Here is a 23,137-nt window from a genome sequence, read left to right as displayed (position 1 = left end):
TTACTGCGCCCCGCTGATGGCCAGTTGTGCTGCACCGCTGGCATCCGGCGCCACCTCTTCACCGAGGATCTTCACCTTACGGCCGTTGTCGACGCTGTCCATGGCGCTCAGGCTGATGCGCTCACCCTCTTCCAGGCCACCCTGGATGTAGACCTGCTCCAGGTCGGCGCGCACCACATGCACCGGACGCAGCTCCACGGTGTTGTCCGCCTTGATGACGGTGACCCGCTCATTGCGGACGGCGTGGCGCGGCAGGTTAACCAGCTCATCGATGTAGCGGCCGGCAATGCGGGCATTGACGAAGCTGCCGAACTTCAGCGGATGGGGGCGGGCATCGTCCATGCCGTAGGGGTCATGCACTTCCGCCACCAGGTAGACCATGCGGTTCTCGTCATTGACCACCCCCTCAGAGCGCACCAGTTTGGCCTGCCAGGACAGCTCCCGGTCGGCCAGAGTCTGGGTCAGGGTCACTTCGGCACCGTTCAGGTTATCGAGAAACTCCAGGTCTTCCGGCGGCACCGGCAGGCGGATCTCGGCGATGTCGCTGCCCTGCACCTCACCCAGCTGGTTGCTGATGTTGATGTACTGGCCGAGGTCGACATTGCGGGCCACGATCAGGCCATCGAAGGGGGCGCGAATCACGGTACGTTCGAGGTTTCGCTGGGCACGGGCCAAACCGGCCTGGGCGCTGCGCACATTGGCCTGCTCTTTGGCCAGCTGCGGCTTACGCAGACCGAGCTCCGGCGGGATGCCGTCAAGCACACCCTGCCATTCACGCTCGGCCACCTTACCGCGGGCAATCTCTTCCTGCAGCTGGGCCTGGGCCTGGGCCAGATTGGCTTCCGCCTGCATCAGGTCAGCCTGGTAATCGGCCGGTTCGATGCGGGCCAGAATGTCGCCTTTTTTCACCCACTCACCGCGGACAAACTCCGGGGCGATCTCCACCAGGCGGCCGGACACTTCCGCCACCAGCTGAGTACGATGTTTGGCTTGTACCACCCCATAGGAGCGCAGTTGCACCTGGTGGGCACTCTTCTCAATCGCCATCACCTCGACAATGGGCAGGGCTTCGGCTTCGGCTTTTTTCTCGGGCGGCTTTTTCAGGCTGGCAAGCGCAACCGCGCCGATGATAAACACTACCAGGATGAGGAAGGGCATCGCGCGACGAAGCAACAATGGCATAATCGAAAAATCCTTATTATTCCTTGGTCGTCGGCCACCATGCCGACAGCGTGACTACAGAGTCGCAGGCAGCCTAAGGTATCAGGCTTTGCGCAAATGTTAATGAGCCAATTGTAAAGGGTTATATCGCAAATTGACATTGACCCCGCACACTGACCTTACTACCGTGGCTTCAGTTCCCTAATTGCCTGAAATTGATGGAAAACGAACAAATCATCGAACGTTTTTGTGACGACCTTTGGGCTCAGCGCGGGCTGTCCGACAACACGTTGGCGGCGTACCGTTCGGATCTGTGCCGTTTTGCTGAGTTTCTCAGTGAACGTGACACCCCACTGGCTCGTGCCGACAGCCTCGATATTCGTGACTACCTGGCTCACCGGAAATCGATCGGTGCAGCGAAAACCAGTACCGCCCGCAGTTTAAGTGCGTTGCGTCGATTTTTTGCGGATCTGGTGCGCCGGGGGGAGCGGGAAGCCGACCCGATGGCGCTGATTGCCCAGCCCAAGATGGACCGCAAACTGCCGGACAGCCTGAGCGAAGCCGAAGTGGAAGCGCTGTTGGATGCGCCGGAGTGCGATGACCCCATCCAGCTGCGGGATAAGGCGATGCTGGAGCTGCTCTACGCCACCGGCCTGCGGGTCAGCGAACTGACCGGCCTGCAGATGGAGCAGGTCAGCTTGCGCCAGGGGGTGGTGCGCGTGGTGGGCAAGGGGGGCAAAGAGCGTCTGGTGCCGATGGGTGAGCAAGCCCAACACCAGCTCGAGGTTTACCTGCGGGAGGCCCGGGGGATGCTGCTGGGGGTCAATCGTTCCGACGTGTTGTTCCCCAGTAAGCGTGGCGTTCAGATGACACGCCAGACCTTCTGGCACCGGGTAAAGTTCTATGCTCAGCAGAGCGGGATCACAAAACCCCTTTCGCCTCACACACTTCGACATGCTTTCGCGACACACCTGCTGAACCATGGGGCGGATCTCAGAGTCGTACAGTTACTGCTTGGACACAGTGATTTGTCCACGACACAGATTTACACTCACGTTGCACAGGCGCGTCTGACGGAACTGCACCGCGAACATCACCCGCGTTAATGGCATCAGGGAATGATCTACGGTAAGTTTTTCCGGCCCGGTCGGGTCTAGCTGATAATGATCGATAACAGGAAGCAAAGAATGAGACTCCCCTTTACCCCGCTGCTCGGCGCCATGTTGCTGATGGTCAGTGGTTCCAGCCTGGCCCAAACGCCGGAGCAAACCGTTACCGATGCCCTGAAGCAGAAGCTGGGCCTGACTGCCGACAGCGTCTCCGAAGCGCCGGTTGCCGGCCTGTATGAAGCGATCACCAATCAGGGGATCTTCTACGTCAGTGCCGATGGCAGCATGCTGATCCACGGTCAGATCTATGACCTCAACAACGGCATGAAGAACCTGACTGAGCAGCGCATGAGCAAGCTGCGCCTGGAGATGCTGGACGCGGTCAAAGGCACCTCCATCGAGTTCAAAGCCAAGAACGAGAAGCACGTGGTGTACGCGTTTACCGACATCACCTGTGGCTACTGCCGTAAGCTGCACAACGAGATTGCCGAGTACAACGACCTGGGCATCACCGTCCGCTACCTGGCGTTCCCCCGTGGCGGTGAGCGCAACCGTGCCGGCCAGGTAAACCAATCCTGGACCGACATGCAGAACGTTTGGTGTGCCAAGGACCCGCAAGCGGCCATGACCGCGGCCAAAGCGGGCGAGAAGGTACCGGACGTCACCTGTGCCACCGGCGAAGTGGTGAAGCGCCACTATGAGCTGGGCAACAGCATGGGCGTGACCGGTACGCCGGCTCTGGTACTGGAAGACGGCACCATCCTGCCGGGCTACCTGCCGCCGAGCCGCTTGCTCCAGGCCCTGGAAAGCCAGTAATCTGTCGGGCCTGACCCCGTACAAGCAACGGCGCGGTTTATCCGCGCCGTTGTCGTTTTTGCCAACGCCAATAAGTGACCAAGCATGTTGAGGATCACCCGCCGCCCCCAGCTGGACGACAGCCACCTGCCCGAGACCCTGCCGCCGTTGTTGCGCCAGATCTACGCCCGTCGCGGTGTCACCGGAGCCCATGAACTGGTGACCGAACTCAAGGGCCTGCTGAACCCTGCCACCCTCAGTGGTGCCCCCGAAGGGGCGGCCATGCTGGCGGACGCGCTGGCGGCGCAGAAGCGGATCCTGATCGTCGGTGACTTCGACGCCGATGGGGCCACCTCCAGTGCCCTGTGCATGCTGGCGCTGCGGGCCTTTGGCGGCCGTCATCTCGACTTCCTGGTGCCCAACCGTTTTGATTTTGGTTACGGCCTCAGCCCGGAGCTGGTGGAAGTGGCGGCGGAGCGCGGCGCTGAGGTGTTGATCACCGTGGATAACGGCATCTCCGCCCACGCCGGGGTGGACGCGGCCAAGGCCGCCGGCATGACGGTGATCGTGACCGACCACCACCTGCCCGGTGAAACCCTGCCGGACGCCGACGTCATCATCAATCCCAACCGCGATGCCTGCCCCTTTGCCTCCAAGTCGATGGCCGGGGTCGGTGTGGCGTTCTACCTGATGCTGGCGCTGCGGGGCGAGCTACGTCGTCGCCAGTGGTTTGCCCAGCAGGGGCTGAATGAACCCAATATGGCGGAACTGCTCGACGTGGTGGCGTTGGGCACCGTGGCCGACGTGGTGCCGCTGGATCCCAATAACCGTCTGCTGGTGCATCAGGGGTTGCAGCGTATCCGTGCCGGTCGCTGCCGTCCGGGCATTCGCGCCCTGCTGGAGGTCTCCAACCGCGAGCCCTCCCGGTTGGTCGCATCCGACCTCGGCTTTACCGTTGGCCCGCGCCTGAACGCGGCGGGACGGCTGGACGATATGGCGCTGGGCATCGAATGCCTGCTGACCGATAACATGATGGAAGCGCGGCTGATCGCCAGCCAGCTGGACGCCCTGAACCGCGAGCGTCGCGAGATTGAACAGGGGATGCAGGAGGAGGCGATCCGGGTGTTGGAACGGCTCGATCTGGGCAAGGATCTGCCCTGGGGTGTGGCGCTGTACCAGAGCGACTGGCATCAGGGGGTGATCGGCATCCTCGCGTCCCGCATCAAAGAGCGCTACCACCGTCCGGTGATCGCCTTTGCCGATGCCGGTGGTGGCGAAGTGAAGGGCTCTGCCCGCTCCATCCCCGGACTGCATATGCGTGACCTGCTGGAGCGCATCGACACCCAGCATCCCGGCCTGATCCTGAAGTTCGGTGGCCACGCCATGGCGGCGGGCCTCAGCCTCAAAGAGCAGGATTACCCGCGCTTTGCTGAACTGTACGATGCCGAGGTGCGGGTGCAGCTCGACGAAGCGGCCCTCACCGGCGAACTGCTCTCCGACGGTGAGCTGACCGCGGCTGACCTGTGCCTGGACACTGCCCGCATGCTGCGGGAAGCCGGGCCCTGGGGTCAGGGATTTGCCGAACCTATGTTTGATGGTCGCTTCCGCATCCTGGACCAGCGTCTGGTGGGGCAGAAGCACCTGAAGCTGGCGCTGGAGACCGAATGCGGTGGCCGTCAGCTGGATGCGATCGCCTTTAATGTCGACCTGGGCACCTGGCCCAACGGCGCGATTCAGTGGGTGGAGCTGGTGTACAAGCTGGACATCAACCACTGGCAGGGGCGGGACAGTGTGCAGCTGCTGGTGGAGCACCTGAAACCGGCCTAATCATAATGCGGTGTTATCAAAAACATCATCAGGAATCATTTCCCGCTTTGCCTGACGCCGCCTAAACTCAGCCTCCAAAACCCCTGTTCGAGTTAGGAGGCATCATGGATCTGGAACTGCAAGGCAAACGGGTGCTCGTCACCGGCTCCACCGGTGGCATCGGTAAAGCGATCGCCAGCCACTACGCCAAAGAGGGCGCGGTGGTGATCATCAACGGTCGTGACCAGAGCCGTTGTGACGCCGTGGCGGCCGAGCTGGCGGCAGAGACCGGCAGCGAAGTGCTGGCGATGGCCGCGGACCTGGCCGATGCGGCCCAGTGCGATGCCCTGCTGGCGCGTCTGGAAGAGCAGGGCGGCGTTGACGTTCTGGTCAACAACACCGGCATCTTCGAAGTGAAGGCGTTTGAGGCGATTGAAGACCACGAGTGGATGCACTACTTCAACGTCAACGTGATGAGTGCGGTGCGCCTCGCCCGTGGCCTGCTGCCGGGCATGCTCGAGCGCGACTTCGGCCGCATCGTCAACATCTCCTCCGAGTGTGGCATCAAGCCGCTGGGCCAGATGGTGCACTACTCAGTGACTAAGACCGCGCTGATCTCGCTGTCCCGGGCTCTGGCGGAACTGACCAAGGGCAAAAACGTCACCGTGAACTCCGTGCTGCCGGGCCCGACCTGGACCGATGGCGTGGAAAACTACTTCGACACCCTGTCCGCCAAAGAGGGCAAGCCGGTGGCGGAGCTGACCGAAAACTACTTTGCCGACCACGAGCCGACCTCGCTGCTGCAGCGTTTTGTCGACGTCAACGAAGTGGCCAGCGCCACCGTGTTCCTGACCAGCAACCGGGCCATGAATGGTCAGGCGCTGCGGGTCGAAGGCGGCATCATCCGGGCGCTCTGATCGTCACCACAATGTCACCATCGAAAATCACAATGCAGGCTTCGGCCTGCATTTTTTTTGAGCAAAAGCTTGGGTATGGTGGAGAGAGTGCGTTCACAGGGAGAGGGCGAGATGAAACGGGTGGTGTTCAATCAGAAAGGGGGCGTGGGTAAATCCAGCATCAGCGTCAATCTGGCGGCCATCAGCGCCGAACAGGGGTTGAAAACGCTGTTGGTGGATCTGGACGTGCAGGGTAACAGCAGCCATTACCTGGGCTGGGATGGCGATGGCCCCTCGGTGGCGGACCTGTTCAAGCAGACCGTGGGCTGGTTTGGCAGCCTGCCTGAACCGGATGAATATCTCTATCAAACCGCCTGGCCCAATCTGTTCCTGCTGCCTGCCAGCGAAGGCCTGGGGCCGCTGGAGCGGGAGCTGGAGATGCGCTACAAAATCTTCAAGCTGCGGGATACGCTGGCGGCGCTGGAGGGGGAGTTTGACCGGGTTTACATCGATACCCCGCCCAACTTTAACTTCTACTCAAAAGCGGCGTTGATCGCCGCCGATTCGGTGTTGATTCCCTTCGATTGTGATGGCTTCTCGGCACAAGCCATCACCCGCCTGATGGACAACCTGCTGGAGCTGAAAAGTGACCATAACCCCAAGCTCGCACTGGAGGGGATCGTGGTGAACCAATTTAACCCGCAGGCCAGGTTGCCCCGTCAGTTGGTGACGGAGCTGATCGATAAGGGGCTGCCGGTACTGAGCCCTGAGCTGGGCAGTTCGGTGAAGTTGAGGGAGTCCCATCAGGCCCAGGCGCCGCTCTGTCACTTTGCGCCTAAGCACAAGCTGACGGCGCAGTTCCGGGCCCTGTGGCAGACCCTGGAGCAGGAATCAGTGGTGGGGAGCGAGACGCTCGAGCACCGATAGGGTCAGGGCTTCCCAGCCATCGGCGCTGAATGCGATGGGGCGCACCTGGCGAACTTTGGCCATGGCGTCCCGGGGCGCCAGCCCCTGGCGAACCATCAGCAGGTAGGCCATCAGCATGCCGGTGCGGTCCTTGCCGCTGCGGCAGTGGATCAGCACCCGTTCGCCCTGACTCAGGGAGGCGTTCAGGCGCGCCAGCGCCTGGGGTAGGCGCAACAGACAGGTATCGAGATCGTGCTGGCGCGGTGGAATTTCGCCGGGCAGGGCAACGTGATGATGGCAGATCCCCGCTTCAGCCAACTCGCTGGCATCCACCCCATCGGCATCATTCAGAGACAGCACGGTGCGGATCCCCGCCTGCTGCAATTCATCCGTGGTCCAGGGGTCTTTGTTGGGGCCACTGCGACCGGCAATTCGGCCCGGCTCAAGCCAGAAAAGGTGTTCCATTTTCGTCACTTCCGTTGCAATCGCCGGGGAGACTACCAAAGCCGGGGCCAGATTGCGAAAGGCGCGTGGTTGAAACACGCCGGGATCGCGAAGCCGCTTCAGTGCCCCAGTTCGCGTTTGACCAGCTCACAAAAGTACGCCACCCCCACCGGGATGATGGCGTCGTTAAAGTCGTAACGGGGGTGGTGGAGAAAGTACTGGTCCTGTTCACTGCCCCGGTCATTGCCCAACAGCACGTAACAGCTGGGCACCCGCTCGGCGATAAAGCTGAAATCTTCACTGCCGGGCACCGGGTCGGCGTCGGCGCGCACCCCCTCCGCCACGGCATGGGCGGCCGCCAGCGCCACTTCGGTGGCGGCGGGATCGTTGATCACCGCCGGGTAACCGATGTGGGCATCCTGATTGAGCGCCACTTTCGCTTCGGCGCCAAATGCCTGAGCAGTGTGGCTGGCCAGCACCGCCATCTGTTCACCAATGCGAGCCCGGTCGGCCGGGTCAAAGGCGCGGTACGTGCCCTCCAGCACCGCATGGTCGGGGATCACATTGGTGGCTTCGCCCGCCTTGACGATGGTGCAGCTCACCACCGCCGGGCGGATCGGGTTCTGGGCCCGGCTCACCAGACTCTGCAGCGCCACCACAATGTGCGCCGCCACCAGCACCGGATCCACCGCCAGATGGGGCATGGCGCCGTGGCCCCCCTTACCCTGCACACGGATCCGGAAACGGTCGGAGCTGGCCATCATCGGCCCCGGGCGCAGGTGGATGTGGCCGGCCGGGATACCGGGGAAGTTATGCAGGGCGTAGGCGCGTTTCATCGGAAAACGGCTGAGCAGGCCATCTTCCACCATGGCGCTGGCGCCGCCCTGACCCTCTTCGGCGGGTTGGAAAATCAGTACCACTTCGCCCCGAAACTGGCGTGACTGACACAGCTTCTCCGCCGCCGCGAGCAGCATGGTGGTGTGGCCATCGTGACCGCAGCCGTGCATCTTGCCAGCGTGGCAGGAGGCGTGTTCAAAGGTGTTCTCCTCGGTCATCGGCAGGCAGTCCATATCGGCACGCAGGCCGATCCGCTCACCGGGCCCCAGAGCCCCTTTGATGATGCCCACTACGCCGGTCTGGCCGAGTCCGGTATGGATGGCGTCCACCCCACAGCGCTGTAGGTGCTCCACCACGATGGCCTGGGTGCGGTGTTCCTCAAAACCCAGTTCGGGGTGGCGGTGCAGGTCACGGCGGAGGGCGGCGTAATCGGTCATGAAGGCTCCTTAATGGCTGGGGGCAAACAAGTGCCCCGGTTATCAGCAGCATAAGAGTCAACCGGGTGGTCATCAAGACGGAGTGGCTATGGGTTATTTCATCCATCTGGTTTGGGCCGGAACCCATGAACCCATGCCATATCAATCGGGGCCCCTGGGGCCCCGTTGTGTTACTGGTCGGCTGTCGAATCCACCAGAATAACGCGTCCCCTTCCCCTTGGGTCGGCGGCGCCCCGCCAGCCGTTTGGTTGACGCTGCAGCACCTGCACATCACCGAGGTTCCATTCCTGAACCACCAGGGTGTAACCCATCGCCTTCAGCTCCGCCTGAACCTCGGGGGCCAGCGAACCGTAGGGCTCCTGACGGATCTCATTGGCGGGCCAGAGTTGGTGATGGAAGCGGGGCAGGGCAACGGCTTGTTCCGGGGTCATCCCCTGATCGTAGAGGTTGCTGATCACCTGGAATACCGAGGTGAAGATGGTGGAGCCCCCCGGCGTGCCGATCACCAGCTCAACCGCCCCATCCCTGACCAGCAGGGAGGGGCTCATGGAGGAGAGCATCCGTTTGCCCGGTGCGATGGCGTTGGCGTCACCGCCGACCACGCCAAAGGCGTTGGGGACGCCAGGCTTGGCGGAGAAATCGTCCATCTCATTGTTGAGCAGAAACCCCGCCCCCTCGACCACCACGCCGGAGCCGAACTCCAGATTGAGGGTGGTGGTGTTGGAGACCGCGTTGCCCCAGGCGTCCACCACCGAATAGTGGGTGGTCTGGTGGGATTCCAGGCCCGGTTTGACCGACAGGGTGGGGGAGAGACTGTCGGGGCGGACCTCTTTGGCCCGCTTCGCGAGGTAGTGCGGGTCCAGCAGTTGGGTAACCGGAACCGGGTGGAAATCCGGGTCCCCAAGGTATTCGGCACGATCCGCAAACACCCGCTTTTCAATCTCCGCCACCAGGTGCACGTACTGCGCGTCGTTGGCTGAGAGCGTGGCAAAGTCCTTGTGGCGCTCTGCCTTTAAGGCCAGCAGTTGCGCCAGGGCGATGCCACCGGAACTGGGTGGCGGCGCGGTGATCAGGGTGTGGCCCCGCCAGGGAAACTGGATCGGCTGACGCCATTTGGCGCGGTAATCCGCCAGGTCTTTCAGGCTGATTAAGCCGCCACTGCGTGCCATCTGCGCCACCAGCAGCTGTGCGGTCTGCCCCTGGTAGAACTCCTGTGCCCCCTGTTGGGCGATTCGCTTCAGGGTGGCGGCCAGCTGCGGCTGGCGGAACGGCGTATCCGCTTCCATGGCACCGAAGTGCCGGGCGAAGTTGGTGCGCTCGCCAAAGTGACTGAGGGCATCCTGCTGGATCCGATACAGCGACTCGCCGGGCACAAACCCCTCCTCGGCCAGTGCGATGGCCGGAGCCAGCAACTCGGCCCAGGGCAGGCGGCCAAAACGCTGGTGGGCTTCCCACATCCCCATCACTGAGCCGGGCACCCCAACCGCTTGGCTACCCACCAGGCTGAGATCCGGGATCACCTCGCCCTGTTCATCGAGATAGAGGTCGCGGTGGGCCAGGGCCGGTGCGGTTTCCCGATAGTCGAGAAAGTGGGGTTGGCCATCGAACCAGAGCGTCATAAATCCGCCCCCGCCCAGGTTGCCCGCTTCCGGGTAGGTGACCGCCAGCGTAAAGGCGGTGGCCACTGCCGCGTCTACGGCATTTCCACCCTGTGCAAGGATGGCGGCACCGGTCTCGGCGCCGTAGCGGTCTGGTGCCGCAATCGCCCCCTGCCCGGCGTTCGCTGGCAGGGTAAAAAACAGCAGAATCAGTGTCAGAAGGCGTCGTGCCTGCATGGGGAAACCCTCTCCTTGGGATCAACAGCCTCCTAACTTAAAAGGGTTACCCGGACATGAAAAGGCACGAATGGAGGGGAATGAGCGAGTCCGCAGAATACCTGACTGCCAGAGGGCCAGCGCCCCGGACATCGGCAGCGTAAGCGTCAACAGGGCGGCCACTGGGGTGGTACTGAACTACGGCTCCAGTCGGCGGTTGATCTGGTCCAGCAGTCCCAGACACTGCTGACGCAGGGATTCCAGCGCCGCCTTATCCGGATTCATGCTTTCGTACAGGCAGCGGTGCGCCTCAAACAGCGGGGCCTGGATAGCGCGACCGGCGTCGGTCAGGGCGACCCGTTTCACCCGCTCATCGTCGGCATCACTCTGGCGGGTCAGCAGCCCCTTGGCTTCCAGTCGCTTGACGATGGGCGTAATGGTGCCGGGATCCAGCCGGGTGCGCTGGGACAGCGCCTTAAGCGGAACATTGTCCGCCTGCCACAGGGCCAGCATCACCAGAAATTGCGGGTAGGTCAGGTCGAAGGGCTCCAGCAGTGGCCGGTACAGCCGTATCACCGCATTACTGGCGCTGTACAGGGCGAAACAGAGCTGGTTGTCGAGTGTTGGGGTCTGGGGTGTGGTCATGGAGCCTCCGTCAATGGCGCCAGTATAGCGAGCATCAATGGCCTGCCAAACAGTATCCCTAAAAAATGTTTGCGCGCAAACTAAATCATGGTTAGTCTGAATTTAGTTGGCGCACAAACTAATTCGCAAAGGAGTGAACCATGTCGCTATACACCGCCACCGCTTTTGCCTCTGCCGGCCGTAACGGTCAGGCCCGTTCCGACGATGGCCTGCTGGACCTGAGCCTGACCTACCCCAAAGCGCTCGGGGGCAGTGGCACCGGCACCAACCCGGAGCAACTGTTTGCCGCGGGCTACGCCGCCTGCTTCTCCAATGCCATCCTGTACGTGGCCAAAGAGCAGGGCGTCGCGCTGACGGAAGCGCCGGTGACCGGCCAGGTCAGCCTGCTGCCGCAGCCGGTGGGGTTCGCCCTTGGGGTCAGCCTGGCAGTAGAGCTGGCGCTGCCCCAGGCGGAAGCGGAGGCGCTGGTGGCGACGGCCCATCAGGTGTGCCCCTACTCCAACGCGGTGCGAAACAACATCGACGTGGCCATTGACGTTAAGGGGGGCGCGTAATGAGTGTACAAGCACAGGGCTGGAGCCTGATTGAGTACCCGCAAGGGTTGCCGACCGATGCCTCAGTGCGGCTCGAATCCCAAACATTGCCGCAGCCGGGCCCGGGCCAACTGTTGATCCGCAACCTCTGGCTGTCGGTGGACCCTTATATGCGTGGCCGCATGATCCCGGTGAAGAGCTACGTTCCGCCGTTCCAGCTTGGGAAGTGGATGGAAGGGGGCGCGGTGGGTGAAGTGATCGCGTCCAACCATCCGGACTTTCAGGTGGGTCAGACCGTACTGCATATGCTGGGCTGGCGTGACCTGGCGCTGTCCGACGGCACCGGCGTCACCGTGGTGGACCCGACGCTGGCGCCGGCCCAATCCTACCTTGGTGTGCTGGGGCTGACCGGCCTGACCGCCTGGGTGGGCCTGAACCGCATCGGCCAGGTGAAGGCCGGGGATACGGTGTTCGTTTCCGGCGCGGCCGGCGCGGTGGGCACCATGGTGTGCCAGCTGGCCAAACGCCAAGGGGCCCGGGTGATTGGCTCGGTCGGTTCCGCCGAAAAAGCCGCTTACCTGAAGGAGACCCTGGGGGTGGATGCCGTGCTGGAGTACAAGCAGTGCGACAACCTCGCCGCCGCGCTGGCGGAACGGGCTCCGGAGGGGATCAGCCTCTACTTCGACAACGTCGGGGGCGATCACCTGGAAGCGGCGTTGGCCAACATGCAGGAGCAGGGCCAGCTGGTGATCTGCGGCATGATTGACCTCTACAACAGCGATGGCCAGCGTCCGGGGCCGCGCAACCTGACCGAAGTGATCCGCCGTCGCCTCAGCATCAAGGGCTTTATCGCCTCCGACCATATGGCCGACTACGGCGCCTTTGTGGCCGATGTGGCGCCCGGGCTGGCCAGTGGTGAGATCCGCGCAGAGGAAACCGTGGTGGCCGGGCTCGAACAGGCGTTTAACGCCTTCCTTGGGCTGTTCAGCGGCGCCAATACCGGCAAGATGCTGGTCAAACTCTGAGTGATGCTGTGACGAAAAAACGGGGCCGAATGGCCCCGTTTTGGTTGGCTTAAGCCGGCCTCAGATCCATTCGCTCATCACCACATGGGTGACAATCTTGGTGACGGCCGGCAGCGCTTCCACCGCTTCACGGATCTGGTGCAGCCGCTGCATAGAATCGGCCCGCACCAGCACCAGCAGGTCCACCTCGCCGGTGATGCCGTGGCAACTTTGCACCTCCGGATAGCGGCGCAGCATCTCCGCCAGGGTTTTGCACTGTTTCTGATTGTGGCGAATTTCGAAATAGGCGCTGACATCGGTGTCGGCACTGGGGCGCAGCAGCACCTGGTAGCCCCGGATCACGCCGGACTTCTCCAGCCGTTTCAGCCGTTCGGATACCGAAGAGCGGGACAGGTTGACCTGATCGGCGATGGCCGACACCGGTTGGCGCGCGTTTTCACGCAGGGCGGTGATGATCGCCTGGTCAAATTTATCGAGTTCCTGTGAGTGCATCCCTTCCGTCCATATGTCAGGTCACGCCGACGAAATGCCGGTGATTCACGACACCCTGCTTACCATTGTGCACGTACACTAACCCATCGAAGTGTGCTGGCCAAGGAACCGCAATGACCACTCTTAATCCCACCATCACCCGTTGGCAGGGCATCGGCCTGCTGGCCACCTCCCTGCTGGGCACCAGCGTCTTTATCCTGCCGCAAGTGACGGTGGCGATGGCGGGCACCGGTGCCCTCTGGGCCTGGGCGCTGCTGATTCTGGCGATGGTGCCCATTACCCTGGTGTTCGCCCAGTTGGGGCGGCGCTTTCCCAGTGCCGGTGGGCCCGCGTTCTTTGTCGAGAAAGCCTTTGGCGCTCGCGCCGGGGTCAGTGTGGGGCTGGTGTTCCTGTTTGCTGCCCCGGTTGGGTTACCGGCGGCGATGATGATGACCTTCGAGTTTGTCCATGGGCTGGTGCCCCTGACTCGTGAAGCGACCCTGCTGGCCCAGTTCGGCGTTTTGGCGGCGATGGTGACGCTGAATCTGCGCGGTGTGCAGATGTCCGGTCGATTGCAGTTTGGCCTGACGCTGGTGATTCTCGGCCTGATGCTGGCGCTGGCGGTTAGCCTGTTTGGGGTTGAGGATGTGGCCCGGGAGACGCTGTCCGGGCCGGTGAGCCTGAGTCCGGTGCTGGCCGCCGCCGGTGTGGCCATCTGGAGCTATCTGGGTATCGAAGCGATGAGCCACCTGTCGGCGGAGTTCAAATCCCCGGAGCGGGACTTTGTTCCGGCCATGCTGTGGGCCACCCTGGTGGTCGGGCTGATCTACGTGCTGGGCACCGCCATGGTGCTGCTGGTCAGTGGTGACAGCCGACTGGCGATGGTCGACCTGTTTGATCAGGTGATGGGCAGTGGCGGGGCCTGGGTGATTGGTGTGCTGGGGATCCTGGCTGGCGTCGCCACCATGAACACCTACCTCAACGCCATGTCGCGGCTGATCTGGAGTCTGGCTCAGCAGCGCCAGTTACCCAGAAGTCTGGGCCAGCTCAACGCCCATCAGGTGCCACAGCGAGCCCTGCTGTCCCTGGCTGTGGTGTTGGCGCTGTCGCTGCTGTGCGCCTACCTGGGTGAGCTGGACTTCGATGTGCTGCTGCCCTGGGTCAACGGTCTGTTTGTGGTGATCTACCTGCTCTGCATGGCGGCGGGGTATCGTCTGCTGTCCCGCCGCTACCGGGTGCTGGCGCTGATCGGCGCTGGTTTTACCGCACTGCTGGGTTTCGCCTTGGGGGCATCCCTGCTGTACGGCATCGGCTCGCTGCTGCTGGTACAGGTCTGGGTGCTCTGGCGCCGCAATCGCTCAGGCAGCCTCTCTGCCGGCTAGTCGTTCAGGTCGGGCTCGAAGAAACGCCAGATCACCTGGGGGAAGGCTGCCCGGAAGGCGGCTTCCACCTCATTGAGCTGGGCCACCATGGCGTCGGCATCCGTTTGCGGCGCCATCCTTAATTTGGCCGCCACCATCACATCGGCGCCAAGTTGCAGGGAGAGCAGGTTAAACACCTTATCGACCCCAGGCTGGCTCTCCAGAAATACCACCATCTCCTGCTTAATCCGGGGCTCAACGCCCTGGCCGATGATCAGGGACTTCACCTCGATGCCGATAAAGAAGGCGATCAGCACCAGCAATACGCCGATGCTGATGCTGCCGTAGGCATCCCAGACCGGGTTGCCGGTGATCATGGTCATCGCCACAAAGAACAGGGCCAGCACCAGGCCAAGCAGAGCTGCCAGGTCCTCGCCGAAGATCACCAGCAAGGCGCTGCTGCGGGTTTCCCGGAACCAGCGCCAGAAGCTGCGGCCATAGCGCTCCTTGTTCACCTCCTTGATGCAGCCCCGCAGTGAAAGCCCCTCCGCGATGATCGCAAACACCAGCACGGCGATGGCGATCCAGGGGCTGTTAAGGGGGTGGGGATCCACCAGCTTGTGCCAGCCTTCATACAGCGAATAGAGCCCGCCCATGCTGAACAGCATGATGGCGACGATAAAGGACCAGAAGTAGATGGTTTTGCCATAGCCCAGCGGGTGCTCCGGCGACGGCGGCCGCTTGGCGGTTTTCAGCCCCAGCAGCAACAGCAGCTGGTTGCCGGTGTCAGCGAACGAATGGATGGCTTCCGCCATCATCGAGCCGGAATGGGTCACCAGCGCCGCCACCAGTTTGGCGATGGCGATGGAGAGGTTGGCGGCCAGCGCATAAAGAATGGATCGCAAAGGGTTGGCAGCATCGGCCATAGCTGACTCCGTCCTAAACAGATCTGCGAGCTTATAGGTCTAGGCGGAGATCCCGCTGAAAGCCATCGCTAGTCAGGACAAAAAGCCCGATAATGAGGCAAATTTTCCGAGGTTCGAATCCCATGCGTCTTGATAAATACCTGTGCAGCTGCACCGACCTGACCCGCTCCATGGCCAAAAAACTGCTCCACAAAGGGGAAGTACAGTGCGATGGCGAAGTGGTGAAAGACCCGGGTTTCAAAGTGACCGACGACACCCAGGTGGTGCTGGAAGGGGTGCCGCTGGGGCCGGTGGCCACCCGCTACATTATGCTGCATAAACCGGCGGAGTTTCTCTGCTCCAATGTGGATGAGCTCTACCCATCAGTGCTGAACCTGATTGAGCTGCCCAAGCGCGAAACCCTGCGCATTGCCGGGCGGCTCGATGTCGACACCACCGGCTTGGTGCTGTTGAGTGAAGATGGCCAATGGTGCCACCAGATCACCTCGCCCCGTCGCCAGTGCAGCAAGCGCTACCGCGCCTGGCTGGCAGAACCGCTGGTGGCGGATGCCGAACAGCAGCTGGCACAAGGGGTGCAACTGCACAACGAAGAGGGGCTGACCCGTCCCGCAGAACTGGTGCGGATCAGCGATACCGAAGTGCTGCTGACCATCGAAGAGGGCAAGTACCATCAGGTGAAGCGGATGTTTGCCGCCTTAGGCAACAAGGTGGTGGCGCTGCACCGTGAAGCCATCGGTGCCATTGAGCTGGATGAAACGCTGGAGCCGGGCGAGTGGCGCCTGCTGAGCGAGGACGAAGCGCAGTCCGTTTACGGCGATTGATGGTTCGAACCGGCATCGGTGCCGATGGGATCACAGTGCCGCCGGTGACCATCCACTAAGATCCATTGCCTGATAACCGCTTTATCTATCAACCTGTTAGTTGATGGTGGAGCGGCTTTTTTACTTGTCACAAGGAATGACCATGAAACGACTCCGCCCCCTTCTTGGCCTGGCCGCAGCCCTGACCCTGGCCGGTTGCGCCAGCACCGAGGCCGATACCGCTGCCAGCCCTGCCGCCAACACCAACGCTGAGCCGGTGGTACTCGAGACTGGCGCGCAGGCGCTGGTGGACGGCACTTCGCCGGAAGCGATTCTTGAACTGGCGCGAGGTTACGGCTCCGCTGAGCTGGAGACCGACAGTGAGGGCGACCCGATGATCACCGGGCGCATCAATGGCACCCAGTACGTCGTCTACTTCTACGGCTGTGAAGCGGGCCAGTCCTGTCGTGAGGTTCAGTTTGTGGCGGCCTGGGCTGGCACCGACATGGACATGGAAGGGGTGAACCGCTGGAACGAGGAAACCCGTTACGGTAAGGCCTACATCGACCACGAAGGTGACCCGGTGCTGGAGTTTACGGTGAACCTGTATAAGGGCGTCACCCGCGCCAACCTGGACGACACCATCGACTGGTGGAAGGTGGCCATGACCGCCTTTGAAGAGCGCTTCTGAGGCTCGCTCTCCCGGGGCGTCTGAGGGCGCTCCGGGGGTCCTTCGTAAGAAAAATGTGAACAGGTGCTTGAATGGTGGTCGGGCAGGTTTCACAATGTCTAACGGAGTGCAGTTGACTCAATTTCTTTAACTTTCTTTGACCAAGGAGCCGGTCATGACCCTGATCCGAGCCCTGGCCGCCGCAACCCTGCTGGCGTCCACTCCCGTCCTCTCCGCCGACCTGGTGGATGCCACTGACCCTTCCGAAATCGTTAACCTGGCCCGTGGTTTTGGCTCAGCCAGCCTTGACGTGGACGGTGAAGGCGACCCGATGATCGTCGGCCGCATCAACGGCACTCGCTACGTGGTTTACTTCTACGGTTGCAGCAGTGGCCGTAACTGCCGTGAAATCCAGTTTAACGCGGCCTGGGGCAGCAACAACGTCTCCATGTCTGACATTAACGACTGGAACGAGTCCACCCGTTACGGCAAAGCCTACCTGGACAGCGATGGCGATCCGAACATCGAGTTCACCGTCAACCTCTACCGGGGTGTCAGCCGTGACAACCTGGAAGACACCATCGACTGGTGGAAGGTGGCGATGGAAACTTTCGAAGAGAACATGCTGTAAGCGCACCAGCGTGATGAAAAACGGGGCCGAATGGCCCCGTTTTTTGTTGTCGGGAGGCGAGGGCCGCAGAACCGGTCTACCTTTTCCCTAACTCATTGAGGGAGAAGCCCCTATGGCCATCACACTGCACCGAACCCTGCTGCTCAGTCTGTGCCTGCTGGCGCCGTCGGCCCTGGCTAACGAGGCCAAGCAAGCGGAGGCCGGTACCTTGCCCCCGGCAATGCTCGCCGCCTGTGAACAGCTCAAATCCGGCGACGCCTGCACCATCATTGGCCCCACCGGACTGGAAACCGGTGGGGTATGCATGAAACACCCGGACACTAAGCAGCTGTTTTGCCAGCCTGAGGGGATGCCGGATACCGTTATCCTGCAGCAGCCGACCCGCGAGTCACCGCCGGATCCTGTCCAATAGGCTGCCTCAGCTGACCGCTCACCTGCGTTAACCCCAGCGGCCCATCCGGGCTGTAGCCCTGCTCCAGCCAGTCAAACTGGCCATCGCTTTGCACCCTCAACACACTGCTGCTGCGGGTGCCGTAGTGTGGGCTGCGGATAAAGATGGGCGAGAGCAGGCGCTCCCACTCCAGTCCGATGCCGGTGTCGGGCAGCTGATGATCGTCAGGACGGTGGGTATCGCGAAGCCGGGCCAGTGCGGCATCGGGTGCCAGCTCCGGTTCCAGCATCGCTTTCAGGCGCTCCAGTTTGGGCCAGGGGGTATCCAGCGCCGCATTGCTGAGACCGTAGCGGCCCGGTGCCAGCAGCGTCGGGCCCGCGCCTCGGCCCGCACCTCGGTTAGAGCCGTACACCAGCCGGTTGCCGCGCACCAGCAGCAGGTTGACGCCACTGTACTGCTCGCCCTGCCAGTGTTCGAAAAACGCCATCGGGTCAGCATCACTGAGCAAGAAGTCAGTGATCAATGCCCCCCGGGAGCGCGGGCCGGGCGGTTGGCCCGGTTCACGCACGTTAGTCAGGGCAGCTAAGGCGCCGCGCTCCGACAGGCCTAGCCAGGTGCCTCCGGCCTGGACATCACGCCCTGCCCAGAGGCCGTTGTTCCAGCGTTGCAGGGGCTCAGTGGGGCGGGCAAAAAACTCGTCACGGTTGGCCCACAGCACCAGCGGTTGCGCGGTGCCGGGACGCCAGTCCAGCGCGATCAGGCACATTCGGGCGTGGTCACGTAGCGTTGCAGCTGCTGCTTCAGCACGTCAGGGATGGCGCACTTGCGCTTGGCGGCCACGTTAAACATCACGATCTCCGCTTCCCCAAGGGTGGTCAGCGCCTGTTGCTGTGCACTGAACACGCCGTACTCCATGGTAAAGCGGTCTTCGCCGATGTGGGTGATGCGGGCGCCCACCTGGAGTTGGTCCGGGTAGGTCACGGGGCGGCGGTAGCGGGCGCGGGTGTCGCTGAGCACCGGCGCGATGCCCATCTGCTGCAACTCGCCCATCAGGTTGAGTTGCTCGAAGAAGGCCAGTCGGGCGGTCTCGAAATAGCGGAAGTAGACCGCGTTATTGACGTGCTGGAGGGCATCCATTTCGCCCCAGGCTACGCGCACCGGCGCAGAAAAAGGGAAGGCTTGCTGAAACGATTCCATGTTCAAACACCTGTTTAGATTTTGGTGTTTCAGCGTAGCAGTGGGGCTCAGTCAGAACAACGCTTTTGCGCTCAGGTACGAGGCTCCGGGATCTCGCTCCAGCCGCTGTCCATGATGATGCCGCTCATATGGCGAAGGACATGGCCGCAGTTGTTGCAGCGAAATTCGTGTTCGGAGAAACCGCCATCCACGGTGCTCGCCTCATGGTGGGCAAACTCCTGCAGCTGTTCGTGGGGCTGGTCGTCCTGGTTGCTCAGTAGGTTCCGGCACTGTTGGCAAAGAGGCTGGCGCATAAACAACACTCCCAAAGTTGGTGTCCCTTGGGAGTGAGTATAGTTGTTGGCGCTTATCGCTGTTTGAGGCGGGCTTTAACGGCCTGTCGCAGGCGCAGCTGGCGCTCGGCACCGGACTGGTCGCTGGCGCGGTTAGTGCGGCCTTTGCGGTCGCGGAAGGCGGCCTTGCTGTTGAACTTGTCGACCAAAGCGTCGCGGTTGCGGGCTTCGTAGCCGGGCTGTTCCACACGGCGGATGCGCTGACCAATCAGGCGTTCAATCTGCACCGCAGTCAGCTCATCTTCCCGGCCCACCAGCGATACGGCATGGCCCTGCAGGCCAGCCCGACCGGTACGGCCGATGCGGTGCACGTAGTCCTCAGCCAGGAACGGCAGGTCGTAGTTCACCACGTGGGGCAGGCCCTGGATATCGAGGCCACGGGCCGCCACATCGGTGGCCACCAGTACCCGCAGTTTGCCCTCTTTAAACTCTTTCAACGCCCGGCGGCGGTTGCCCTGGCTGCGATCACCGTGGCAGACGCCGGTGGTCAGGCCGTCGTTGTTGAGCTCTTCGGCGATGGCGTCGGCGTGCTCTTTGTAGTTCACAAACACCAGCACCTGTTGCCAGTTTTTACGACCAATCAGCTCCGACAGCAGCTCGATCTTGCGGTCTTCATCGACCGGGTAGAACACGTGGGCGACGGTTTCGGCGGTGCGGTTCTCTTCGCCAACCGACACCATCTTGGGCTTTTTCAGCAGCTCTGCCGCCAGTTGCTTCATCTTCGGCGGGTAGGTGGCCGAGAACAGCATGGTCTGGTGGGGCAGTTTGATCTGGTCGCGGATGCGCTGGATATCGCCGATAAAGCCCATATCCAGCATGCGGTCAGCTTCGTCCAGCACCAGGTATTCCACCTGGGCGAGACTGACCATGTTCATCTCCATCAACTCCTGCAGGCGACCCGGCGTGGCCACCAGGATGTCGACGCCGGCTTCCAGCTGACGGGCCTGGCTGGCCATCTTCACGCCGCCGTATGCCACCGCAGAGGTGAACGGCAGGAACTGGTGGTACTGGGCCACGTTGTCCGCCACCTGCTGCGCCAGTTCACGGGTGGGGGCCAGGATCAGCCCGCGGACGTGACGGCGGCTGCGTTGCTGCGGCTTGTCCACCATGCTCTGCAGCATGGGCAGGGCGAACGCGGCGGTCTTGCCGGTGCCGGTCTGGGCGTTGGCCAGGATGTCGTGGCCTTTACGGGCCAGGGGGATCGCCTTCTGCTGAATCGGGGTCATCTTCTGATAACCACACTGCTCCAGCGCCTGGACGATCTCGGGGCAGAACCCCTGTGAGGCGAAACTCATGCTTGGATAACCTTGGAAAAATGCTGTGCTGATTATACGGGATCCACGGAGCGGCGGCACCTTAGCCAGCGCGCATCGCCAGTACGGTGGCCAGATCCAGCGGTTCCGGGTAGCGCACCAGTGCGGTTTCCTTCTGCTCCACCGCGTAGACGGACATGCGATCGGCCAGCTCGTTGCCCTCGATGCCAGCGTGGCCCGGCACGTGGGCCAGGGTGATGCGCCCCTTGAGGGTTTGCCAGAGGGCGTAGGCCTGTTGGATCAGCTCGAGGTTTTTGATTGGGTCGCCCTTGCGCGTCCAGCCCTGGGCTTTCCAGCTGTCGGCCCAGCGGCTGACGCAGTTGATGGCGTACTGGGAGTCGCACAGTACGGTCACGCTGGCCCCCTGATCAACCCCTCGCTGAGCCAGTTTCAGAGCGGCCAGCAGGCCGTTCAGTTCGGCGGTGTTGTTGGTGCCCATCGGCTGGTACAGGCCGTACCAGAGCTCAGTGACCTGACCCTGCTGGTAGAGCGACAGGCCGGTGCCCGCCTGACCGGGGTTGGGATCACAGGCGCCGTCGGCGTAGATGACCCAGTCGGTGTCAGGCAGGGCCGCGCTGGACGGTTTGGCAGCGGCCTTGGCTTTGCCCGCAGGCTTGGCGGCGGGTTTGGCGGACAGGGCTTTTTGATAGCCCATCTTGAGCGCGGCCTGAGCCTCCGCTTCGCTGGCGTAACCCTTGTACTTGGCCCCAGCCACGCCGCTGACGGCGGCTTCGGTGCTGGGCCAGTCGGTGAAGATCCCGGTCTGACGTCCTTGCCACACCACATAAAACTTTTTCTTGGCCACGCTGGCGATTCCTGAAGGGGTCGAATGGCGTGATCATACGGCAAAGTGCCGGGAATCAAAAAAGCTGAGCCAATAACCGGAGCGTTACCGTTTTACTCAATGCAGGTCCGCCAGGGGGGCGGTACCACCGGTTATCAAAGGAATTGAACATGCGCCCAATGGCCTGGGGTCCGGCGATTCGCCTGACTCGCCCTGCAACGATGTCCCGCCGCTGGATCGGTGTGGTGCAGGTGGTGGCTATCCCGATGGCTTACGCTGCCGTGGCTCAGCCCTCGGGCAGTCAGCTCAGCGTGATGGTGTTGCTGGCGATGGCATTGTTGCTGCTGTTCTGCCTGTGGCGCTATAACCTGCAGCTGAAACGCCAGGGCGCCATGATGACCCAGCTGTTGGATCACACCCCGACCCCACTGTTGGTGCTGGACCCGAAAGGCCGCATTCAGGGCTGGAACCGGGCCGCCACCCGGTTGTTTGGCTGGGAGCCGGATTCGGTGATGAACGAGCCGGTGGCCAAACTGCTGTGCGCCGAACCCCAGCAACGCCGCCTGACCCGGATGCTGAGCCGGCTGGCGAAGGAAGGGCACAGCCTGGAAACCGAGCAGCTGAATTGCACCCGCGACGGGCAGCCGCTGCACTGCCAGTGGCACCTGCAGGTGATGGCCGGCACCGTCAGCGATGAAGTGCTGATCCTGGCCACCGTTAATGACATCACTGAGCAGAAAGCGGTGGAGCAAAACTGGGTGCGGCTGGCGTCCACCGACCCTCTGACCGGCCTGGCCAACCGTCGCCACTTCCAGAGCCACTGCCGGGATGCGGTGCTGCGCAGCCAGGAGAGTGGTGCGCCCCTAACCCTGCTCTATCTCGACCTGGACGACTTCAAGCTGGTCAATGACCGCTTCGGTCATGAGGCCGGGGATGCGGTGCTGGCGGAGGTGGCTAAGCGGTTGCAGGGGTCCCTGCGGCTGCATGACCTGTTGGCCCGCATCGGCGGCGATGAGTTTGTGATCGTGCTGGAGGAGACCGATTTCGAACGGGCGGAACAGTTGGCTGGACGGATCAAGCAGGCGTTTGGCCGGGCGATTACACTGCCCGGTGGTGAACGGATCCACCAGGGGATCAGCATCGGCCTGGCCAGCTCGCCGGCGGATGGCAGCGATGCCGATGCCCTGATCAACGCCGCCGACCGCCAGATGTATCAGGCCAAGCAGGGCAAACTGCTGGCCCTGAGCCAGGCCAATGAGGTGTCAGCGTAACCCGATGCTGATCAGGGCCGATTCCGTGGCCCAGTTGTAACCCGCACCAATCACCATATGCTGGCCCAGATTCCAGCGCAGGCCGAGCTCGGCACCCCACCGGTAATCCTTATCTTCGGTCCAGACCGGACCGCAATCGGTGCACAACGGCATAATGCCGGTGGTGTGGTGGGTTTCCCGCAGGTAGTAGCTGGCTCCGCCATAGAGGTGCAGTGACGGCACCAGCGCATAGCTCAGGCCAAAGCGCCCCGCATACTGCTTCACCTTGCCCTGCTCCGGTTCCGGCAGGGACAGGGATTCGCTCGGCCCCCAGGCAAACCCGGCGTAGTAGCCCCAGCGTGGGTAGTTGGGGTCATAGTGGGTGGGCGCGATGGTGACCCCCCACAACGCATTGTCTGCGGCGTAGTAGTCCAGAGTCAGCGCCACATGGGGCTGCACTGCCGGGCCGGTTTCCTCACTTTGTTGACCCAGCATCTGGGCCAGGGCGGAGGGGGCAAACAGGACAAAGGGCAGGAGGGTGAGCAGGCGCATGTGATGGCTCAGGTGGCGTGAAATGGCGCGAGTGTCGCGTGTTTGCCCGGA

Annotated in this window: 26 protein-coding genes; 13 read left to right on the top strand and 13 right to left on the bottom strand. The window is 62.5% G+C overall.

Going from position 1 to position 23,137, the window contains the following annotated elements; all coding sequences use genetic code 11:
• Entirely contained in the window at positions 1-1,185 is a 1,185-nt protein-coding gene (locus tag FBAL_RS15730) for an efflux RND transporter periplasmic adaptor subunit (protein WP_425357363.1), read from the bottom strand.
• Positions 1,186-1,379: 194 nt separating this feature from the next.
• On the opposite strand from FBAL_RS15730, the gene xerD reads away from it, so the two are divergent.
• From xerD to FBAL_RS15705, 5 genes are all read left to right on the top strand, one after another.
• On the top strand, positions 1,380-2,267 hold the full coding sequence (gene xerD, locus FBAL_RS15725; protein ID WP_013346571.1) for a site-specific tyrosine recombinase XerD: 888 nt from the start codon (positions 1,380-1,382) through the stop codon (positions 2,265-2,267).
• A gap of 81 nt (positions 2,268-2,348) precedes the next feature.
• Positions 2,349-3,086, top strand: coding sequence for a bifunctional protein-disulfide isomerase/oxidoreductase DsbC (dsbC, locus tag FBAL_RS15720; protein ID WP_013346570.1), 738 nt, complete (start codon positions 2,349-2,351; stop codon positions 3,084-3,086).
• Between the two features lie 84 nt (positions 3,087-3,170).
• On the top strand, positions 3,171-4,892 hold the full coding sequence (gene recJ / locus FBAL_RS15715; RefSeq protein WP_013346569.1) for a single-stranded-DNA-specific exonuclease RecJ: 1,722 nt from the start codon (positions 3,171-3,173) through the stop codon (positions 4,890-4,892).
• 104 nt (positions 4,893-4,996) lie between these two features.
• The gene (locus FBAL_RS15710; RefSeq protein ID WP_013346568.1) at positions 4,997-5,788 is read left to right on the top strand and encodes an SDR family NAD(P)-dependent oxidoreductase; all 792 of its coding nucleotides are present in this window, start codon (positions 4,997-4,999) and stop codon (positions 5,786-5,788) included.
• Positions 5,789-5,899: 111 nt separating this feature from the next.
• A complete protein-coding gene (locus FBAL_RS15705) occupies positions 5,900-6,694 on the top strand; it encodes a ParA family protein (RefSeq protein WP_013346567.1) in 795 nt (264 codons plus the stop codon).
• Here the strand turns inward: FBAL_RS15705 and FBAL_RS15700 are convergent.
• The 4 genes from FBAL_RS15700 to FBAL_RS15685 all read right to left on the bottom strand — a co-directional run bounded on the left by FBAL_RS15700 (position 6,659) and on the right by FBAL_RS15685 (position 10,850).
• Entirely contained in the window at positions 6,659-7,138 is a 480-nt protein-coding gene (locus FBAL_RS15700) for a protein-tyrosine phosphatase family protein (RefSeq protein WP_013346566.1), read from the bottom strand. The genes FBAL_RS15705 and FBAL_RS15700 overlap by 36 nt on opposite strands.
• Positions 7,139-7,236: 98 nt before the next feature.
• Complete coding sequence (locus tag FBAL_RS15695; protein WP_013346565.1) at positions 7,237-8,391, bottom strand: amidohydrolase; 1,155 nt, start codon at positions 8,389-8,391, stop codon at positions 7,237-7,239.
• Between the two features lie 170 nt (positions 8,392-8,561).
• Positions 8,562-10,226, bottom strand: coding sequence for a gamma-glutamyltransferase (gene ggt, locus FBAL_RS15690; RefSeq protein ID WP_013346564.1), 1,665 nt, complete (start codon positions 10,224-10,226; stop codon positions 8,562-8,564).
• Between the two features lie 177 nt (positions 10,227-10,403).
• Positions 10,404-10,850, bottom strand: coding sequence for a MarR family winged helix-turn-helix transcriptional regulator (locus FBAL_RS15685; protein ID WP_013346563.1), 447 nt, complete (start codon positions 10,848-10,850; stop codon positions 10,404-10,406).
• Between the two features lie 140 nt (positions 10,851-10,990).
• On the opposite strand from FBAL_RS15685, the gene FBAL_RS15680 reads away from it, so the two are divergent.
• Positions 10,991-11,404, top strand: a complete 414-nt coding sequence (locus FBAL_RS15680; protein WP_013346562.1) for an organic hydroperoxide resistance protein — start codon at positions 10,991-10,993, stop codon at positions 11,402-11,404.
• Positions 11,404-12,408, top strand: coding sequence for an NADP-dependent oxidoreductase (locus FBAL_RS15675; RefSeq protein ID WP_013346561.1), 1,005 nt, complete (start codon positions 11,404-11,406; stop codon positions 12,406-12,408). The genes FBAL_RS15680 and FBAL_RS15675 overlap by 1 nt, the downstream gene beginning before the upstream one ends.
• Positions 12,409-12,468: 60 nt before the next feature.
• On the opposite strand, the gene FBAL_RS15670 is transcribed toward FBAL_RS15675, so the two are convergent.
• Entirely contained in the window at positions 12,469-12,900 is a 432-nt protein-coding gene (locus FBAL_RS15670) for an Lrp/AsnC family transcriptional regulator (RefSeq protein ID WP_013346560.1), read from the bottom strand.
• A 113-nt stretch (positions 12,901-13,013) separates the two neighbouring features.
• Between FBAL_RS15670 and yjeH the strand changes: the two genes are divergently transcribed.
• On the top strand, positions 13,014-14,261 hold the full coding sequence (gene yjeH / locus FBAL_RS15665) for an L-methionine/branched-chain amino acid transporter (RefSeq protein ID WP_013346559.1): 1,248 nt from the start codon (positions 13,014-13,016) through the stop codon (positions 14,259-14,261).
• Here the strand turns inward: yjeH and FBAL_RS15660 are convergent.
• A complete protein-coding gene (locus FBAL_RS15660; RefSeq protein ID WP_013346558.1) occupies positions 14,258-15,166 on the bottom strand; it encodes a cation diffusion facilitator family transporter in 909 nt (302 codons plus the stop codon). The genes yjeH and FBAL_RS15660 overlap by 4 nt on opposite strands.
• Positions 15,167-15,288: 122 nt before the next feature.
• Here FBAL_RS15660 and FBAL_RS15655 point away from each other — a divergent pair, with 122 nt between their 5' ends.
• From FBAL_RS15655 to FBAL_RS15640, 4 genes are all read left to right on the top strand, one after another.
• Positions 15,289-15,987 carry a pseudouridine synthase gene (locus FBAL_RS15655; RefSeq protein WP_013346557.1) on the top strand — a complete coding sequence of 233 codons (699 nt, stop codon included), beginning with the start codon at positions 15,289-15,291 and terminating at the stop codon, positions 15,985-15,987.
• 142 nt (positions 15,988-16,129) lie between these two features.
• Positions 16,130-16,657 carry a YbjN domain-containing protein gene (locus tag FBAL_RS15650; RefSeq protein ID WP_013346556.1) on the top strand — a complete coding sequence of 176 codons (528 nt, stop codon included), beginning with the start codon at positions 16,130-16,132 and terminating at the stop codon, positions 16,655-16,657.
• 154 nt (positions 16,658-16,811) lie between these two features.
• On the top strand, positions 16,812-17,267 hold the full coding sequence (locus FBAL_RS15645) for a YbjN domain-containing protein (protein ID WP_013346555.1): 456 nt from the start codon (positions 16,812-16,814) through the stop codon (positions 17,265-17,267).
• 112 nt (positions 17,268-17,379) lie between these two features.
• Positions 17,380-17,679, top strand: coding sequence for a hypothetical protein (locus FBAL_RS15640; RefSeq protein ID WP_013346554.1), 300 nt, complete (start codon positions 17,380-17,382; stop codon positions 17,677-17,679).
• Here FBAL_RS15640 and FBAL_RS15635 read toward each other — a convergent pair.
• From FBAL_RS15635 to FBAL_RS15615, 5 genes are all read right to left on the bottom strand, one after another.
• Positions 17,630-18,424 (bottom strand): NRDE family protein, encoded by a 795-nt coding sequence (locus FBAL_RS15635; protein ID WP_013346553.1) that lies wholly within the window; start codon positions 18,422-18,424, stop codon positions 17,630-17,632. The two genes, FBAL_RS15640 and FBAL_RS15635, sit on opposite strands and share 50 nt — an antisense overlap.
• Positions 18,415-18,855 carry an acyl-CoA thioesterase gene (locus FBAL_RS15630; protein ID WP_013346552.1) on the bottom strand — a complete coding sequence of 147 codons (441 nt, stop codon included), beginning with the start codon at positions 18,853-18,855 and terminating at the stop codon, positions 18,415-18,417. The genes FBAL_RS15635 and FBAL_RS15630 overlap by 10 nt, the downstream gene beginning before the upstream one ends.
• 71 nt (positions 18,856-18,926) lie before the next feature.
• On the bottom strand, positions 18,927-19,148 hold the full coding sequence (locus FBAL_RS15625; RefSeq protein WP_013346551.1) for a hypothetical protein: 222 nt from the start codon (positions 19,146-19,148) through the stop codon (positions 18,927-18,929).
• A gap of 53 nt (positions 19,149-19,201) precedes the next feature.
• Positions 19,202-20,482: a DEAD/DEAH box helicase gene (locus tag FBAL_RS15620; protein WP_013346550.1), complete on the bottom strand. Its 1,281-nt coding sequence runs from the start codon at positions 20,480-20,482 to the stop codon at positions 19,202-19,204.
• Positions 20,483-20,543: 61 nt separating this feature from the next.
• Entirely contained in the window at positions 20,544-21,305 is a 762-nt protein-coding gene (locus tag FBAL_RS15615) for a ribonuclease H family protein (protein WP_013346549.1), read from the bottom strand.
• Positions 21,306-21,454: 149 nt separating this feature from the next.
• Between FBAL_RS15615 and FBAL_RS19695 the strand changes: the two genes are divergently transcribed.
• A complete protein-coding gene (locus tag FBAL_RS19695; RefSeq protein WP_013346548.1) occupies positions 21,455-22,555 on the top strand; it encodes a GGDEF domain-containing protein in 1,101 nt (366 codons plus the stop codon).
• Here FBAL_RS19695 and FBAL_RS15605 read toward each other — a convergent pair.
• Positions 22,547-23,086, bottom strand: coding sequence for a hypothetical protein (locus tag FBAL_RS15605; RefSeq protein WP_013346547.1), 540 nt, complete (start codon positions 23,084-23,086; stop codon positions 22,547-22,549). The genes FBAL_RS19695 and FBAL_RS15605 overlap by 9 nt on opposite strands.
• Positions 23,087-23,137: the final 51 nt, after the last annotated feature.

Source organism: Ferrimonas balearica DSM 9799 (assembly GCF_000148645.1).
GTDB classification, from domain to species: Bacteria; Pseudomonadota; Gammaproteobacteria; order Enterobacterales; family Shewanellaceae; genus Ferrimonas; species Ferrimonas balearica.
This window is presented reverse-complemented; position numbering and strand designations above follow the sequence as displayed.